We start from the raw sequence: 17622 nt of genomic DNA, 5'->3' as shown, positions 1-17622 counted from the left end.
TCACGGTCCCTTAAAGATTGCCGCTATCAAAACTCCTCACTCCCTTACATAGCATCCTATTGGGCCCTATTTAAGGCATATAAGGCAAAACTTCCCAACCAGTGGGTACCACTGTAATTATCGTCAACAATACTGGGGAGGGAATAATTAATATGCTCCGTGGCAATTTGTTTTAAATGGGAGTATTGCGGTAATGTTTTGGCAATTCCATAGAGACACCAGGCCCTACTAAAATTGAGGCCGTCCAAGTGCACCAATTTTCCATCCGTTCTGTCCGATACTTTTCCGGGTTCAAGACCAAATTGGGGATCTGCCAATTGGGGCAAAAAGGTATCCAGCCATTTTTTAAACTTGTCAGGGCCGTAAATTTTTCTAACCAGATTGGCCTCTTCAAGGCAGGGCGACAAAAAATCGAATCCGCTGGGTTCCCAACTCATAGGACAAGCGGCATCCTTTTCATAAAAGCGTGCAACGCTAGTGGTTATGGCATTTTTTAAGGCGTCGTCCTCAAGGACGACCGCATAATCCCACGCCAAGGAAAGTCCGAAGGCTGTATTGGTATGTTCCCCAACCCTAATGGGATAATTTAATTTCGGTAAAAATTCCAGATAGGCCGCCACAATATAATTGGTCAATGGCTGTAAATTTACCTCTAGGTCGCGGGCCAAGGGATCTTGCCAAGTATGAATCTCTTCGGCCAATTTAAGGATCCAGGCCCACCCATAAGTGCGTTCGTATGATTTATTTCCTATCCTATTAAAATAGGCCACTTCCGCCAAAATATTTTCCTCGGAGATATTTTCCACCAATTTATTGCGAATTGTGGCAGCCTGATTTAAGGAGGGGTACTGTTTTAATAGGGAAACCAATGACCAGTGGCCATGAACAGAGGAATGCCAGTCGTAACAACCATAAAAGGCCGGGTGTAATTGCTTGGGACTACCCAAATGGGTCGAATCCTGGAGGGACTGATTTAATTTGTTGGGATATTCGGTTTGGAGGCATTCCAAGGGTAGACGGACCAGCCGATTGGCTTCATTAAAAGTCAGTTCCGGTAATATACTGGCATGGGTATCTTTTGGAATGGAACCTTGTTGGTCCCTGCAACCCAAGGGAAAGATACATAGCACAAAAATCGCAGCTAAAGTTTTAAGCATAGTTCTACAATCCTTTTTTATGAATTAAATCACTACAATATGTAAATATATATGGTTATATCAAAATGCCGAAGAATATTTGATTTTTAAAGGCCAAGTGGTTTAAAAAATAGGTAGTTCATCTAAAAAGTTGCAGTTCGTCTAAAAGATGGCCCCTTTGGATAACCTTTACATAATATTCCAAAAATATTACGGTTATAATAATCCCAAATTAAATTTTTAACCTACTTGAATGACATGTTTAGATTGTAATAAGGAGCTTGATCATCTTGACCATAAAAGTGCGATGGACTTCTTAGGAATAGCACTTTGTTCGAAGCATAAGGGCAGAATGGAAAAGCTGATCAAACTTAAAAGAACCCCCAAGGAAGCCATACAACTATATTATGGTTTAAAAAATGCAGGTTTAAATCCAATGTTGGAATGGTGGGACGGAAAAAAGTCGGTGGATATTGCTATATCCAGGGTAAAACTTAATATAGAAATCGACACGGAATTCCATTCCATAACCCATGAACAGGCTATTAACGATTTGGAAGAAGCCATGCATTCTTTTAGAAACGGATTTACCACTATTCGTATCCCACACGTACTCATTAAATATTATTTAAAAGAAACCGTAGATAATATATTGGGAATAGTGCAAGGGCTGAAGGCCAATATTAAAGTGCTTTAGTTAGGGATACATGAAATGTCTTTTAAAATAAGGACAAGGGCAATTCAGTAATACCAAAACTGAATGCTAAGAATCTTAAAAACCATTTTATGGAAACAGAAAAGAAGATTTTGAGAACACCTTTAATAATTGCCATTTCCTTACTTGTGGTAGGCTTTCTTTGTAAAATTGCACATTTTACTACGGTCGCAAATCCCTTAATATTAACTTCCCTTCTTGCTATTGTAGTATTGTATGCATGGCGATTTTGGAGAAAAACCAAGAAAGGATTTCTGCAATACAACAAATTAATTTTGGTAACGTCCTGGTCCTTAAATGGAATTTTCCAAATTTTGGATATCTCCCATACTGATTTTTTTCAGGTAATAGGAGGCTTGGCCTTTATTATTTGGGTCATTATGGAAGGCACTACATATCTCATAGATGATAAGGACGACAATAGAAGTGATATTGCATATTTTATATGGAACACAATGATGATCATTGGTATATTGGCCATAATTATTGGAAGCCTGACAAAAATACTGGAATGGGAATATGCCACCCCTACCCTGGTTACAGGATCAATTCTTGTGGCGGCATACGTTTTAAAAGACCTTCTGGTCCAAAACCTTCAGAAAAAGGAATAACGGTTTTTCAATTTTTTAATCTTTCGTTTATTTTACGATTACTATGAAATTCTAGGGATCGTACGGAGTAGTATATGGCCATTCAATAAGGAATTGAGGTATTTTGGAAATAGGGAATGCAATTCCCTTAATCTTGGAATACCCTTTACACCCTAGAGCCTTATCTTATTTTCATGGAAATATCAAATTTTTGTGGTATTTTATACCTTCAAAACAAAACCATGGAAAAGGAAAGACGAATATTTATTAAAAAAGCGGGAATAATTGTTGCAACAACTGCATTTACACCAAATGCATTGCTCTCCTCGACCAGGACGCAAAAGAGAAAATTAGGGGTGGCCCTTGTAGGATTGGGATACTATAGTACCGATCTTCTTGCCCCTGCCCTACAATTGACCAACCATTGCGAGTTAAGGGGAATTGTCACCGGAAGTCCTGAAAAAATTCCTGTATGGAAAGAAAAGTATGGTATTGCGGATAAGAACATTTACAATTACAAGAATTTTGATACAATAGCCAACAACCCGGATATAGATGTAGTCTATGTGGTCTTACCCCCTTCCATGCATGCGGAATATACCATAAGGGCGGCAAACGCTGGCAAGCATGTATGGTGCGAAAAGCCAATGGCCCCCTCTGTGGCCGATTGTGAGGCAATGATCAAGGCCTGTAAGGACAATAAAGTAAAACTCGCTATTGGTTACCGCTGTCAACACGATCCCAATATTCAGGCCTATATGAAAGTGGGCAAGGAAAGACCATTTGGAAAGGTACGGATGGTGACTTCGGCTGCAGGATATTTTGATGGGCGGACCGATCATTGGAAGCAAAACAAAGAATTAGGTGGCGGTGCAATGGGCGATATGGGGGTGTATGCGCTACAAGGTGCCCGATTGGCCACTGGCGAAGAACCTATTTCCGTACTGGCACAGGCATCCACTACCCGACCTGAAATTTATCACGAGGTAGAGGAGACCATGATGTTTCAATTGGAATTTCCCAGTGGAGCCAGGGCATCGTGCCAGACAAGTTTTGGCATAAATATGAACCATCTTCAGGTAAACTATGAAAAAGGTTGGTTAAAAATGGAACCCCACAGCTCCTATAACGGCAATAATGGAAGTATGTCCGATGGGACGATCATTAAATTTCCTATCCCCAACCAGCAGGCCAAGCAAATGGATGAGGATGCCATGGCCATTATGGAGAAAACCGACTTAATTGTTCCAGGCGAAGAAGGCCTGAGGGATATTCGCGTAGTGGAGGCCATCTACAAATCAGCTGCGCAGAATTGTGTGGTCAAATTGTAGTATCGATATGGTTTTATATCAAAAAACCATCGTTAAACCGTTGTATTTCTTGGTTTTATGGTTTTGTAGGATTTTACTTTAATAGATGATTTTGACCCTTTGTCCGAATTGGGGTCGGGTCATCGAAATTTTGTTCCATACATAGGAACTATAATCCTTTTCCTTGGATTTTTGGGTTTTATTTGTAAACCCAATATTATGAAGGAAAATACTACATTGAACGAATTTTTATTTTATCTCTATTGCGCCTTTTGCTTGGCGTGGGCCATTTATGTGCTAACGTCCTGATTTAGTTTGCACATAATAGAGGTGAAAGCGTTGGCAAGCCAAGGTTAAGCCCCCATATCGCATACCCAATTCCTAGTTGGAGCGATCGTCACGCTCGTGCCAAAAATGAAATCGAAATGTCTTTTGTTCTTAGTAAGCGCCATTAGCTGGATACTAGTTTAATTTAAGTGTTAAAAAACAAGGATGTAAATAAGAAACGGTGTATTTCGGCCGTTATTTAAGTATATCATCCTATATTTAGCAAGTTTTAAATTAAAAAAGTACTCCCCTTATGAAGAGAAGCAAAATCTTAATCGGAATTTCGCTTTTAATCCTTACCCTGGTAACCCTTGTTTTAAATGCTTTTAAGTCGGCCACCGATCCAGAATCACAAGTGGCAGTTACAAATATGGATCATTTAAAGAACGTTCTGATCACTAAAGAGAAACTTCTTTACAAAAGGCATCAAGATGAATTAAAAGTAGCCATTAATGCCTATTTTGATAAAGCTATAATAGCAGGGGATATTGTAGGTGCCGGAGTGAGTATTGTAAAGGATGATTCCATTATAATTTCGGATGGTTATGGAAAAAGAAGTGCCAATCACAATGCGCTTGTGGATGGGGGGACTATTTTCAGGTTGGGATCCCTTTCCAAAGGATTTGCGGGGGTATTGGTTGCAGAATTAAAGGATGAGGGCAAATTACATTGGGAAGATAAGGTAAGCGATTTTATACCGGAATTTAAATTTGGTGATAGGGACAATACGAATAGAATTACTCTGGCCAATATATTATCGCACACTGCGGGAACACCTTACCATAGTTATACCAATCTTGTTGAAGCTGGACTTCCACTAAAGGATATTGCCCAACGTTTTAAGGAAATTACCCCTATAAGTGAACCAGGAGCCATGTACAGCTACCAAAATGCCATGTTTGCCCTTTGTGGTGAAATGATACTCAAAGCAACCGGGCAGGAGATAAGTGAGGTATTGACCAACACCTTTTTTAATCCATTGGGCATGTGTTCCACCACCATGGATTTTGAAACCTTGGCACATATGGAAAATGTGGCCATGCCACACTCCAAAAGAGGAAACGGCTGGAGAACATTGCCTCTTACAAACAATTATTACAACGCCATTGCAGCTGGGGGGATTAGTGCCAGCCCTGATGATATGGCCAAATGGATGCGGTTTTTACTAGGACACAATCCCGAATTAATGAGCAATTCCGCCCTTGCAGAAACTTTTTCCCCCTTTATAGAAATTAAAGGGGAAAGCAAGTATTACCAACATTGGCCAGGACACAAATCGTCTTTTTATGGCTATGGTTGGAGAATACATAAATTTATGGAGAAGGACTCCGACCAAGAAAGAACCATTTGGCATCATGGGGGAAGTGTCAATGATTATAGGAATGAAATTGCTATTTATCCGGAAGCCGATCTGGGGATCTGTGTACTATTGAGCAATAACAGTAACATTGCCAAAACTGTAATTCCGGACCTGTATGCCATAGTAAAGGAAATTTATGGACAACCCTCACCTTATAACCAACTGAATACTGCTACTCACCTTGTACAGCTAGATTTGGAATAAGTGGTTCATAGTTTAATGTTGAAAGTTATAATGTTATAAAGTTGTAAAGTTGAAATATGTATCTAGCATCTAATTGTCTAATATCCCAATTCTAACATCCAACATCCAACATCTAAACCCAATCAACCCCCGAAAATTTAATTTATTTGTTTATTTTTAGAAAAATAACAAGTAAATGCTTACAAAAGTTTATGGTAGTGCGGTTTTTGGGGTAGAAGCTACCACCATTACCGTAGAAGTGAATATAGACAAAGGCATCGGATACCATTTAGTAGGTTTGCCAGATAATGCCATAAAGGAAAGCAATTATCGTATAGCGGCAGCACTCCAGAACAACGGCTACAAAATACCTGGAAAAAAAATCACCATTAATATGGCACCTGCCGATCTTCGCAAAGAGGGTTCGGCCTACGACCTAACCTTGGCTCTGGGTATCCTAGCCGCCTCAGGTCAAATTAAATCGGAATCCATAGAAAAATATATTGTTATGGGCGAGCTTTCCCTGGATGGAAGTTTACAGTCTATAAAAGGAGCCTTGCCCATAGCCATCAAAGCTATGGAGGAGGGATTCAAAGGGTTTATTTTACCGAATGAAAATGCTAGGGAGGCCGCTATAGTGGATGACTTGGAAGTATATGGTATAGATAATATAAAAGAGGTGATGGACTTCTTTGATAAAGGCATCCCTTTACAGCAGACTATCATAGACACAAAAGAGGAATTTTACAAAAGCCTGGATTTTCCCGAGTTCGATTTTTCGGATGTAAAAGGACAGGAAAGCATAAAGCGCTGCATGGAAATCGCCGCTGCCGGGGGTCACAATATAATCCTGATAGGTCCCCCCGGTGCAGGAAAGACCATGTTGGCCAAACGCCTACCTTCTATTTTACCCCCTATGACCTTGCACGAAGCCTTGGAGACCACCAAAATTCACTCTGTAGTAGGAAAGATCAAAAATATGGGACTTATGAACCAAAGACCGTTCCGAAGTCCACATCATACCATATCGGATGTCGCCCTTGTAGGCGGGGGTGCCTATCCCCAACCAGGGGAGATTTCCCTATCCCATAACGGAGTCTTGTTTTTGGACGAACTACCGGAATTTAAGCGGGGCGTACTGGAAGTAATGCGCCAACCCTTGGAAGACCGGGAAGTAACCATTTCCAGGGCACGGTTTACGGTAACCTACCCCAGTAGTTTTATGTTGGTAGCCAGTATGAATCCCAGTCCCGGAGGTTATTTTAACGATCCGGATGCCCCGGTAACCTCTTCTCCTGCAGAGATGCAGCGTTATTTGAGTAAAATTTCGGGGCCATTGCTGGACAGAATAGATATCCACATTGAAGTAACCCCGGTACCATTTGAAAAATTATCCGAGGAACGCAAAGGGGAAAGCAGTGTGGAAATAAGGAAGCGGGTTACCGCCGCTAGGGAAATTCAGACTCAACGCTTTATGGAAATGGAAAATATACATTACAATGCCCAAATGAATACCAAACACATAAGAAAGTATTGCCAATTGGATGATGCTTCCAAAACACTGTTAAAAAATGCCATGGAGCGTTTAAACCTCTCCGCCAGGGCTTACGACAGGATCCTGAAAGTGGCAAGAACGATCGCCGATTTGGAAAATGCAGCAAATATTAATGGAAATCACATCGGCGAAGCCATACAGTACAGAAGCCTTGACCGTGAAGGTTGGTTAGGGTAAACCTTTCCACAAACTTTGAACCTTGTAACTTTAAACTTTCAAACCTTGAACCTTCCACCCCTTCCGTCTTCTCCTCCGTCGAAGCCACCTTCCCCTTTCCAGTGGAAGGAGCTTTTATTAGGTTAAAACCGTTAATTGTGAATCTGCCACCTATTTGGTGGCTGAGCGAAGTCGAAGCCACACAGTTAGACTAGATGCTAGATTCTAGAAATGAGATTTTAGATGTTCGGACTGAAACCAGAAACTAGGAACCACAAACTTCAAACCTTAAACCTTAAACTTTGAACCTTGAACCTTCCAACTATAGGATAATAATCTACTTACTAGGTTCAAAGATCAATAAGGATTCGTGGGTTTTAACGATTTCCTCCTTGTTCATCATCATTTTTCGAAATTTGCCCTGGATGTACATTTCGGCCTGATCTTCATAATGTTCGCTGAAAGGATTTCCGGACTGGCCTGTTGGAAGGATACTGCTGCTATTTTCGATGTCGGAAAAGTCGATTACCCGTCTTGTAGAGGGGCCGGAAGTAGTTGGGTATAAGCCCGTATCATCATATTTAAAGTACATATTGTTGATAACTTCCCTAGTTCCCGAAACAGGGAATGGCCCCACATTAAAAAACGGTCTAAGTAGCTTTACCTGCCCTAGTGGGTGCCCATGTTCCAAGGTGTGTACCTTGTTCCAGGTCCATTGGCTTGGGTCGGTGCCAAAATCTTCTTCCAACGACCGAAAGGCTTGTCTGAAGGAGAGGTTTATCCTTTCGGATTTTGTCTCTACGCTATCCTTGGTGCCAACATCGTCCCACCAAACCGATTTATCTTTTGCCACCATTGGGGCTATTAACCTTTTGTGGAAATGGGTGTCCAAAAATTGCTGGAACATTTGGGTTCCCAATTCATCCTCAAACGTATTCTTAAGCAAGAAATAGATCCAGCGGTGATAAACGGTAGGTTCTATTTGTAGCAATTGGTTGTTACCGTCCCATACATTCATTTGGTCCAGGACGTTGATCTGTGCCTGCGTCATATCCTTTACTTCCATACTTTTGGCCAAATTGGTTACCACTTTGGCATTTACACCCGAAGTAACATCCAATATCATTGCCTCTACCGCAGCCCTATCCCAGTCATTTTTAGGTGCTAAAAGTGCTACTATCCTTTTCGCCCTATTCTCGGGCAAATAATAGCCAGGGTAAAATTTCCCATTGATGGAATCGGGCTGATTGTTGGCAGAATACACATAGTTCCAAGGGGGATTGATCGCCATGGGATTTTCTGTAAAATCCAAAAAACGAACGCGTTCATCCTTGCCCCTGCTTCCGTCCAAAATAAATTTGGTATTGAGACTATCCGGCATTTGGTATAGTTTGGCCGTTGCAAACCATGCTACATTACCCATGGCATCCCCATACATGATGTTTAAACCCGGGGCATGTATATCTAGAAGGGCTTCTTTGAATTCCGACAAGTTTTGGGCGTGCGACATGTTGTATAGGGCATCCATGACCTTATTTTCCAATTGTGTATAGATCCAGGACATGGCTATGGGGCGCTTGTCCGCTACTTGATCGGCAATTCCGTTGAGAATGGGACCATGATGGGTCCTCTTAAAGGTAAAACTATGGTCATCCTCCCCTTTTACTTTTATAGTTTTGGTTATCAGTTCATATTTTTTCCACCCCGTAGAAGTTCTGTAGACACTGGGATCCTTTGGATTTTCCTCTTCATAGTAAAAATCGATATCATCGTTCTCGAACATGGTTAGTCCGTATGCCAATTTTCTATCATGCCCCAATAAGGGGAATGGCACCCCCGCTAAATGATATCCATATTTTTCGTAGTTTGGGGCATTTACATGGGCTTCATACCATACCGAGGGTTGGGCAAAACCAATATGGGGGTCGTTGGCCAAGATAACTTTACCGTTCTTGGTCTTATTGGGAGCTATTACCCAACTATTGCTCCCTTCGAACTGAGGAACGGGAAGATCTTTCAATACTTCTGAAACTAGGCCGGCTATCCCATTTTTAAGGGAATCGCGAATAATGGGCCTGTAGTTTTTTATCAATGTGCTTTTAGGGTTGGTACCTATTTCCAAATCCATTAAATAGGCCGGCCCCAGTTTGTCCTTGATGTTGGTGAGCAAGGGATCGGTTTTATGGGCCATGGCAAAACTAAAGGCCATATAACCTACAGTATTATATACATCCTTAAGGGTAAATGGTGTTTTTTTTAAACCGGTAAGATGGAATTCTATGGGGGTAGGCCCTTCAGTAATAAATTGATTTATTCCATCCAAATATGCCTGGGAAAGTTTCACCATGGGACTGTTTTTTGAAACTTTCCCAATTGTTTGTTCTGAAGCATCATCTATACCCAAGGACAGAAAGAATTTGTCCGTTTTCAGCATCTCTTCACCAAACACCTCCGAAAGCCCGCCTTTTGCTATTCTACGGAGCAGCTCCATCTGCCACAACCTGTCCTGGGCATGGACGTAACCCAATACCCTTAGGGCATCTTCTTCCTCTTTGGCATAGATATGGGGTATTCCATAAGTGTCAAAATAAACGTCTACCTTATTATTTAATTTTTTTGTTTTAATGGTACCCACATACTCAGGGGTATGGGTATAAATGTAAACGGCACTACTCGACCCCAATATTGCGATAACACCCAAAACTATCCAGAGCAGCCTTTTAATTACTTTCACCCGTATTGGTTTTAGCTTAAAGATATAGCAATTTAGGATATAAAAAAAGTACCTCCTGGGAGTACCATAATCGTGTTAATACTGAAATATTTTTAGGGTTTTAGGACGGTAAACTCTATTAAAGAGGTATTGTATACACGATGTGTCCGTTTTTGAAAGTCTTCAGGTTTCGCATAAAAAATATTATCTACATAGGTTTGAGGGTTTATGTCTATATAGGGAAACATAGTACTTTGGATCTGCACCTGTATTTTATGGCCCTTTTTAAAGGTGTGGAAAACATCCTGAAGGTCTATATTTACTTGGGTTACCTCCCCAGGTACAAAGGGTTCCGGTTGTGAAAAATCATTTCTAAATCTACCGCGCATTACCTCACTGCGCAGCATTTGATGATAGTTCCCCATCTTGAGATAGGCCTGGGTCTCCTCATAATCCTTATGGTCTGCCGGATATACGTCAATGACCTTAACGATCCAATCCGCATCCGTACCGGTGGTGGAAACGTTTAGTTTGGCCAATATATCACCGGCAAGGGTAAGTGGCTCTTCCAAGGGTTCGGTTTCAAATATTAAAACATCCGGTCTTCGGGCAGCAAAACGCTGATCATCGGTCATGAATTTACGGGGGGTAAATACCATTTTTATATCCTCGGAATAAGGAACAGGTTTCTTGGGATCGCTGATATATTCCTGAAAGGAGTATTCCCTGGTCGCCATTTGTCCCAAACGTTGGTTGCGTTGCAGGGAATAGGTTTGCTTGGCCGTGTTTTTGGGAGGCCAAGAATCAAAAGTTTTCCATTCCTTTGCGCCCGTATCAAAAACATAGGCCTCTGGCAAATTATTGGTGGCCCCCTCCCCTTTTAGGAAGTGATTGAAAAATTGGGTTTCTATATTTTCCTGATAGAATTTTGAAATGTCATCCCCAAAATAGACATTGCCAATGGCTTGGCGTTTTGTTTCCTTGGACCAATCCCCATGGCTCCAGGGCCCCATTACAATAGTGTTGTAATTGGAGCTGTTTTTTTCTATATGCCCATAAGTATTGAGGGGGCCATAAAGATCTTCAGCATCAAACCACCCGCCAACGGTCATAACTGCAGGCTTAATATTTTTCAAATGTTGAATTATTCCGCGTTTCTGCCAGAAATCATCATAATTGGGGTGTTCTTTTAGCTGCTGCCAAAAGATATTGTCCTCCTTATAATATCTATCCAAATTGGACAAGGGACCCGCATCCAAAAAAAACTGATATTGGTCTTCCGTACCCAATTCTGGAAAAGAATACCATTCTTCTGTAGTAGGCCGTTCTTTCATGTATCCAAATACGGCAGTAGCTCTCCAATAGCTTAACAAATAGGCTCCGTTATGATGAAAATCGTCAAAAAAGAAGTCCCCTATAGGAGCCTGGGGAGACACGGCCTTTAGTGCGGGATGGGCATCCAATAAAGAATAGGTGGCATAAAAACCCGGATAGGAAATTCCCCAAATACCTACATTGCCGTTGTGGTTTTCAACATTCTTTATGAGCCATTCTATAGTGTCATAAGTGTCCGATGCCTCATCTACTTCCCCTTCTTTTTTATTTGGGATATACGCCCTCATATTGTCATATACCCCTTCACTGTTCCATCTGCCCCTAACATCTTGGTACACCACAATATTTCCCTCCTTCATCATTTTTCTATTGGGGGATAACAGGGCCTTGTATTCGTTGGAGCCATAGGGCCTACAACTATAAGGCGTTCTGGATATGAGAATGGGATACTTTTTGGAAGTATCCTTGGGGGAATAAATGGTGGTATGTAATTTTTTCCCGTCACGCATGGGAATAACAACCTCTTTTTTGTTGTAAAAATCCTTGGGATTATAAGTATCAACAATCTCGGTATTGCTTGTATTGGAGGAAGTCTTGATTCCGGTCCTTCCACACGATAATAGAATGATGGCCGATAAAAGGATTAAAATTTTGTTCATAGCACTAGTGTTATGTTAAGGATGTTATGTCATTAAATTCAGGTCTCGACTCCGCTCGACCAGACAATCTATCGTCACTTCGAGCGCCCGCCCGTACCGAATGGCCCATTCGGGCGGGCAGTCGAGAAGTCATTTCAGGGTTAACTTAACACTAGTTTTGCATTTCCCCTCATGGTAGTATTTATTCCCAGTTCAATAAAAGTCCAGTAATTAAATTAGGTATTGAATGACGAATTGCTTCATGTCTTCAACAGACCTACTTATTTTAATTGTCCCAGCTCCTTAAAATTGGTCACCCCTTTTTTTAGCCACTCTTTATAAGTGTCCCTATCCGTATACTGAACCGCCGTATTCAAAATTTCCAGTTCAGGGGACATTAGTACATAATAGGGTTGGGAGGCGGCCTTAAAATTCAAAGTTTGGAAAGTGCCCCATTTTTCGCCCACGGTGCTGATTGTCTTTACGCGTCCGGATTCGTATTTAAAATCGAATTGTTCCTCGGCAGGCAATTCCTTTCTGTCATCAATGTAGAGCGATATCAAAACATATTCGTCCTTAAGGATGGGATAGATATCCGGTTCGCTCCAAACCGTTTCCTCCATTTTCCTACAGTTAACACAGGCCCAGCCCGTAAAATCCAACAATATCGGTTTATTCAACTTTTTGGCATGGGCCAGTCCCTTATCAAAATCCTTAAAACATTCTATTCCCAAAGGACAATCGCTTTCCGTTTCAAAAATACTATAAAACTGGGGTGGCGGGAAACCGCTCAATAGTTTTAAATCGGTAATTTTTGAAAGCCCCAGTATTAGGTAAATGGAAAATGCGGTACTGAGGACGGCCGCAAACTTCCTTCCTGTTGACAGGCGTTGTTTTGGTCCGTCGTGTGGAAATCTTAATATTCCAAATAAATAAAGGGAAAGTAAAACAAATAACAAGATCCAAATCCCCAAGAAGATTTCCCTTTTAAAGATTCCCCAATTACCTACCAGATCGGCATTGGATAGAAATTTAAACGCCAGTACCAACTCCAAGAAACCAAGGGCAACCTTTACCGTTGTCATCCATCCCCCAGATTTGGGCAGGGAATTGAGCCAGGTAGGGAACAGGGCAAAAAGACCAAAGGGCAATGCCAGGGCCACTCCGAAACCGATCATCCCCATCGTCAGGTTGGTGGCCACATCCCCCTCCGCCAAAGCAGTACTACCCAACAATCCCCCTAAAATGGGACCGGTACATGAAAAGGATACTATGGCCAGGGTAACCGCCATAAAAAAGATGCCAAATGCGCCTCCCACTTTGGAAGAGGCCGAGTCCATTTTATTGGCCCAAGAACTGGGCAGTGTCAATTCATAATATCCGAAAAAGGAGAAGGCAAAGAATATAAAAATTAGGAAGAAAAATAGGTTTAGCCATACGTTGGTGGCAATGGTATTCAAAATCTGGGAATCCACGGAATCGAACAAATGAAAGGGCAGACTCAAAAGAAAATAAATCAATACGATAAAAAAGCCATAAAGCAGTGCATTGGCAATTCCTTTGGACCTGTTGGATCCCTGTTTGGTAAAGAAGGAAACCGTTAAAGGGATCATTGGAAAAACACATGGTGTCAGCAGTGCAATTAGTCCGCCCAAAAAGCCTAAAACGAAAATGGTCCACAGGCCCGATTTTTCATTCACCGCCTTATCGCCCCCGCTGACCAACAATTCCCTGTTCTTTAGGTCCAACATTAGCGCAGCACTCATATCCAGGCTACGCTGGTCCACATGTTGCTCTGCAACAACTATTTCCTCTCCGGTAAGGGAAATATGGAATGTTTCATCCTTTGGAATACAGACTTCCTTACAGATTTGATAGAACAACTCAACGCTAATTTGGTCGACTTCCGGATTCAGTAATTTTATTCTCTGGGTAAAGACGGCCTTCTCTTTGAAGAAAGTTTCGTCTACCTCAAAAATATCGGAATACTCGGTCAAGGTTTCACTTTCTGTTGTGCTCCCCACCAATTCATAGTCCTCCCCTGCTTTTTCAAATGTAAATTCGCTGGGCAGGGAGCCATTTTCATCCGTAAATTGGGAGTAGATATGCCAACCTTCGTAAATATTGGCCTTAAAGACAAGCGTGTACTCGGTATCCGATATTTTTTCTACTTCATAGGTCCATACGGCCGGATTATTATCCGACTGGGAAAATCCCAAGAAAAAATTGAATACCAATAAAATCAATCCCAATATCTGTTTCATTATTCCAAAATGAGCTTTAAAATTTCTTTGGTCCTATCCGTAATTTTATAACGGTCGTCGGCACGTTTTCCTATAATCCAGACAATATTGCCACCGGAACACAACAACCATTGGTTTTCCTTGGCAAAAATATCCATCTTTTTATCTTTGAAATATTTGGATATTTTTTTTCTGCCAGACATTCCAAGTGGGTAAAAATAATCTCCTTTTTGGCATTTGCGGATCGTTAATGGGTACTTTAACGTTTCTTTATCTATATAAATTATCTTTGGCGAGGTTTCTTCGATGGCTTCAACAGTACTTATTTTTAAGGAAATTGGGAAGGATAGTTCTTTTTGTCCCTCTTCGATTTCAAAAAACTTTGTATTTTTTTTTGCTATGGGCTTCAATAACAAAAAATCCCTGTCCTTCAATAATCTATGGGTATTTGAACGCACTTCTTTTCCGCTACTGGCACTCAACAGTCCGTAGATGTCCTCCCACTGTGTAAACCCGTATTCCCTAAGGAAATGAAAAAGATAGGCCTTGGTAGGGTTAAGGGCCAATAGTGAGGCTACCTTTACCTTTTCCACATTGTCCTCTTTTTCAAAAAGCTGTGTTCTTAATTGGCCGATATGGCGATTTACTATTTCACGGGTCTGTCCCAGATATTCTTGGGTCAGTATAAAATTTTCCAAAAAATTAGGATGGAGTTCCTTGAGTTTTGGAACAATATTATGCCGGATATTATTCCTTACATATTTGGTATTTTCATTACTGGCATCCTCTCTCCAATGAATGGTATTTTCTTCCGCATATTTTTTGATTTCGGTTCGGGAAAAGATTAATAAGGGTCTGGAGATGGTATTTGTTAGGACTGGAATTCCCGTAAGACCTTCAATACCCGTTCCCCTTGAAAGGTTAATTAGAAAGGTTTCCAAGTTATCATCGGCGTGGTGGGCCGTAACCAGGGTTTTAATTTTATGCGCTGCCATTATTTGGGAAAACCAATTATACCGGAGTTGCCTTGCGGCTATTTGCAAGTTGATCTTATGTTCGGCCATATACCCATGGGTATCAAAACTGGTCACAAAGAGTTCTTTACCCAGTTCTTTGGCCAATTCCCGGACCAGATCTTCATCCTTATCACTTTCCGATGCCCGCAATTTGAAATTGCAATGTGTTAGGGAGAAATCCAAATGGCAGGAAGTAAACAAATGTGCCAGGACAACACTGTCCACCCCCCCACTACAGGCCAAAATAAATTTACCTTCTTTTAGATGGGGAAAGTGTAGGTCTATGTGGTTCCTAAATTTTTCTAACACACCGCTAATTTACATAAGAAAAACGACAGCAGCTACATTCGGTAGTAAAGTGGTCCGAGCCATTTCTTGACCAAGTTCCCTCTTAATTTTCAAGCACCTGTCTCATCGCTTTGGCCTTAAGGAGGCATTCTTCATATTCCTTTTCTGGAATTGCCTTGGCCGTGATGGCGCTACCCACGGAAAAGGAGGCATATTTGGCCGTTTTATTATATAGTATGCTTCGAATAACCACGTTGAAGTCGAAATCATTTTCCGGGGAAAAATAACCCACGGTTCCCGAATAGAGTCCCCTTTTTGAAGCTTCCAAGTTCTCTATTATCCTCATTGCGGACACTTTTGGGGCCCCGGTCATGCTACCCATGGGAAAAGTTTCCTTGATAATATCCACTGGATTTTTGGTATTGGAAACCTCAGCGGTTACTGTGGAGATCATTTGGTGTACCTGATCAAAGGAATATACCTTACAAAGTTCTTCCACCTTAACGGAACCTTTCAAGGCACTTTTGGACAGATCGTTCCTTACCAAATCCACGATCATAATATTTTCGGCCCTTTCTTTTTCATCCTTTTCCAGAGCGCTTCGCAATAGCTGGTCCTCCATGGTATTCAAGGAGCGTTTTGCGGTGCCCTTAATGGGCTGGGATATCACCAGATTGCCCAGTTTCTTTATGTAGCGTTCCGGGGAAGAGGACAATAGGTATTTATCGTTAACTTTTAAAAAGGCCGAAAAAGGTGCCCTGGTGATGGAGTTTAGTTTTAGATAGGTTTTTAATGCGTCTATTTCAGTGTTCTCCGCGTAAAACTCCTGACAGAAGTTGGCTTCATAGATATCCCCTCTGTGGATATGGTCCAACAATTTATTTACACGAATAAAATATTCATCCTTAAATATTCTAAGCTTGATTTTGATATCGCTTTTATATTCAGGACCATGGACAATCGGTAGAAGAACATTAAGGATACTAAAATAGTCTTCTTCAATTTCATCCGCCACCATATTGAGGTAATGAAAGATAACCTCCTTAGCTTGTATTTCTATTAATTTTTTGGGCTGAAAGAAATAAAGGGCAGGAAAGTTTAAAAAATCGGTATTGGAGGACGAGAGATTTTCTGTATCATTTTTTAAATCATAGGACAAATAGCCGAAAATCCAATCCTTGGTATTGGATTGGTAGTTGCTTAAATCCTCAAATGCGTTATGGGTATCCGTAATTATGGAAGTAAGTGCATCTACGGCAAGTATACCATCAAAGGAGCTGTACCTGTTTCTATGCCCATTACTGTCCAGCCAAACAACCTCATAATATTGTTGTGACCAATGTAACAGCGATTGCTTAAATCTTACAATGTCCGGAACTGTAAATGAAACCTTTTTTCGCAAAGACTTTTAAATTTGGGATAAGAATGTTTCCAAAGCATTTTTGTGGGCTTTGGCAAGCTCGGGGTCGGTTATCCCCTTTGCCGTGTCAAAGGTATGATTAAAGGATGGTAAAGAAAAAGTGGCTATAATTTCGCCACCAAACCGGGGCAAAATTCCTTTGACCACTTCTAAGGAGCCGGCGCCTCCCCTTCTACCTCCAGAACAGGACATTAAAAAAATCTTTGTGTCGGCCAAGAAATTTCTGTCCACCCGGGACAGCCAATCCAATACGTTCTTAAAAAAAGCGGAAGGATTACCGTTGTGTTCATTTACGGAAAGGATCAGGGCATTGGCATGGACCATCCTATCCTTTAGGCCATGCAATACATCGGAATACCCTTCTTCCCTTTCCAAGTCCTCACTAAAGATAGGAAAGTTATAGTCGACCATATTTATAAGCTCAACCTCATGCCCTATAATAAGGGAGGTAGAGTATTTTACTAGTTTATAATTAATGGAGGTGCTGGAATTACTCCCGGCAAATGCCAATATACGGGCCATTTTGATTATTTAAATATTTGCACAACGAAAATACCGTAAAATAGATTGAATTGCGAGGAAATTGTATAATTTTGCACACGCAAACATCCAAACCCACTGTTTTACAAGTATATAG

Annotated in this window: 12 protein-coding genes; 5 read left to right on the top strand and 7 right to left on the bottom strand. The window is 41.2% G+C overall.

Annotated features, from left to right (window positions below; translation table 11 throughout):
• Nucleotides 1–56: 56 nt before the first annotated feature.
• Nucleotides 57–1157, bottom strand: a complete 1101-nt coding sequence (locus D0S24_RS05450; RefSeq protein WP_117018850.1) for a DUF2891 domain-containing protein — start codon at nt 1155–1157, stop codon at nt 57–59.
• Between the two features lie 232 nt (nt 1158–1389).
• Here D0S24_RS05450 and D0S24_RS05445 point away from each other — a divergent pair, with 232 nt between their 5' ends.
• The 5 genes from D0S24_RS05445 (at nt 1390) to D0S24_RS05420 (ending at nt 7353) form a co-directional block, all read left to right on the top strand.
• Complete coding sequence (locus tag D0S24_RS05445; protein WP_117018849.1) at nt 1390–1833, top strand: hypothetical protein; 444 nt, start codon at nt 1390–1392, stop codon at nt 1831–1833.
• A gap of 89 nt (nt 1834–1922) precedes the next feature.
• Nucleotides 1923–2462 carry a hypothetical protein gene (locus tag D0S24_RS05440; protein ID WP_117018848.1) on the top strand — a complete coding sequence of 180 codons (540 nt, stop codon included), beginning with the start codon at nt 1923–1925 and terminating at the stop codon, nt 2460–2462.
• A gap of 221 nt (nt 2463–2683) precedes the next feature.
• Complete coding sequence (locus tag D0S24_RS05435; protein ID WP_117019319.1) at nt 2684–3772, top strand: Gfo/Idh/MocA family protein; 1089 nt, start codon at nt 2684–2686, stop codon at nt 3770–3772.
• A 559-nt stretch (nt 3773–4331) separates the two neighbouring features.
• Nucleotides 4332–5642: a serine hydrolase gene (locus D0S24_RS05425; RefSeq protein WP_117018846.1), complete on the top strand. Its 1311-nt coding sequence runs from the start codon at nt 4332–4334 to the stop codon at nt 5640–5642.
• A gap of 175 nt (nt 5643–5817) precedes the next feature.
• On the top strand, nt 5818–7353 hold the full coding sequence (locus tag D0S24_RS05420; protein ID WP_117018845.1) for a YifB family Mg chelatase-like AAA ATPase: 1536 nt from the start codon (nt 5818–5820) through the stop codon (nt 7351–7353).
• Between the two features lie 316 nt (nt 7354–7669).
• Here the strand turns inward: D0S24_RS05420 and D0S24_RS05415 are convergent, their stop codons facing one another.
• The 6 genes from D0S24_RS05415 to D0S24_RS05390 all read right to left on the bottom strand — a co-directional run bounded on the left by D0S24_RS05415 (nt 7670) and on the right by D0S24_RS05390 (nt 17507).
• Nucleotides 7670–10066 carry a penicillin acylase family protein gene (locus tag D0S24_RS05415; RefSeq protein ID WP_117018844.1) on the bottom strand — a complete coding sequence of 799 codons (2397 nt, stop codon included), beginning with the start codon at nt 10064–10066 and terminating at the stop codon, nt 7670–7672.
• A 92-nt stretch (nt 10067–10158) separates the two neighbouring features.
• Nucleotides 10159–12039: a CocE/NonD family hydrolase gene (locus tag D0S24_RS05410; RefSeq protein ID WP_117018843.1), complete on the bottom strand. Its 1881-nt coding sequence runs from the start codon at nt 12037–12039 to the stop codon at nt 10159–10161.
• Between the two features lie 260 nt (nt 12040–12299).
• A complete protein-coding gene (locus D0S24_RS05405; RefSeq protein ID WP_117018842.1) occupies nt 12300–14282 on the bottom strand; it encodes a thioredoxin family protein in 1983 nt (660 codons plus the stop codon).
• A complete protein-coding gene (gene tilS / locus D0S24_RS05400; protein WP_117018841.1) occupies nt 14282–15586 on the bottom strand; it encodes a tRNA lysidine(34) synthetase TilS in 1305 nt (434 codons plus the stop codon). The genes D0S24_RS05405 and tilS overlap by 1 nt, the downstream gene beginning before the upstream one ends.
• Before the next feature lie 82 nt (nt 15587–15668).
• Nucleotides 15669–16967 (bottom strand): anthranilate synthase component I family protein, encoded by a 1299-nt coding sequence (locus D0S24_RS05395; RefSeq protein WP_117018840.1) that lies wholly within the window; start codon nt 16965–16967, stop codon nt 15669–15671.
• A 6-nt stretch (nt 16968–16973) separates the two neighbouring features.
• Nucleotides 16974–17507, bottom strand: a complete 534-nt coding sequence (locus tag D0S24_RS05390) for an NADPH-dependent FMN reductase (protein WP_117018839.1) — start codon at nt 17505–17507, stop codon at nt 16974–16976.
• Nucleotides 17508–17622: the final 115 nt, after the last annotated feature.

It is taken from the genome of Arenibacter sp. P308M17, assembly GCF_003426735.1.
Taxonomy (GTDB): domain Bacteria; phylum Bacteroidota; class Bacteroidia; order Flavobacteriales; family Flavobacteriaceae; genus Arenibacter.
This window is presented reverse-complemented; position numbering and strand designations above follow the sequence as displayed.

Coding starts and splice junctions, on each gene's coding strand:
- D0S24_RS05435 (WP_117019319.1), top strand. CDS start 2,684: ATGGAAAAGGAAAGACGAATATTTATTAAAAAAGCGGGAATAATTGTT.
- D0S24_RS05390 (WP_117018839.1), bottom strand. CDS start 17,507: ATGGCCCGTATATTGGCATTTGCCGGGAGTAATTCCAGCACCTCCATT.
- D0S24_RS05450 (WP_117018850.1), bottom strand. CDS start 1,157: ATGCTTAAAACTTTAGCTGCGATTTTTGTGCTATGTATCTTTCCCTTG.
- D0S24_RS05420 (WP_117018845.1), top strand. CDS start 5,818: ATGCTTACAAAAGTTTATGGTAGTGCGGTTTTTGGGGTAGAAGCTACC.
- D0S24_RS05440 (WP_117018848.1), top strand. CDS start 1,923: ATGGAAACAGAAAAGAAGATTTTGAGAACACCTTTAATAATTGCCATT.
- D0S24_RS05445 (WP_117018849.1), top strand. CDS start 1,390: ATGACATGTTTAGATTGTAATAAGGAGCTTGATCATCTTGACCATAAA.
- D0S24_RS05410 (WP_117018843.1), bottom strand. CDS start 12,039: ATGAACAAAATTTTAATCCTTTTATCGGCCATCATTCTATTATCGTGT.
- D0S24_RS05425 (WP_117018846.1), top strand. CDS start 4,332: ATGAAGAGAAGCAAAATCTTAATCGGAATTTCGCTTTTAATCCTTACC.
- D0S24_RS05405 (WP_117018842.1), bottom strand. CDS start 14,282: ATGAAACAGATATTGGGATTGATTTTATTGGTATTCAATTTTTTCTTG.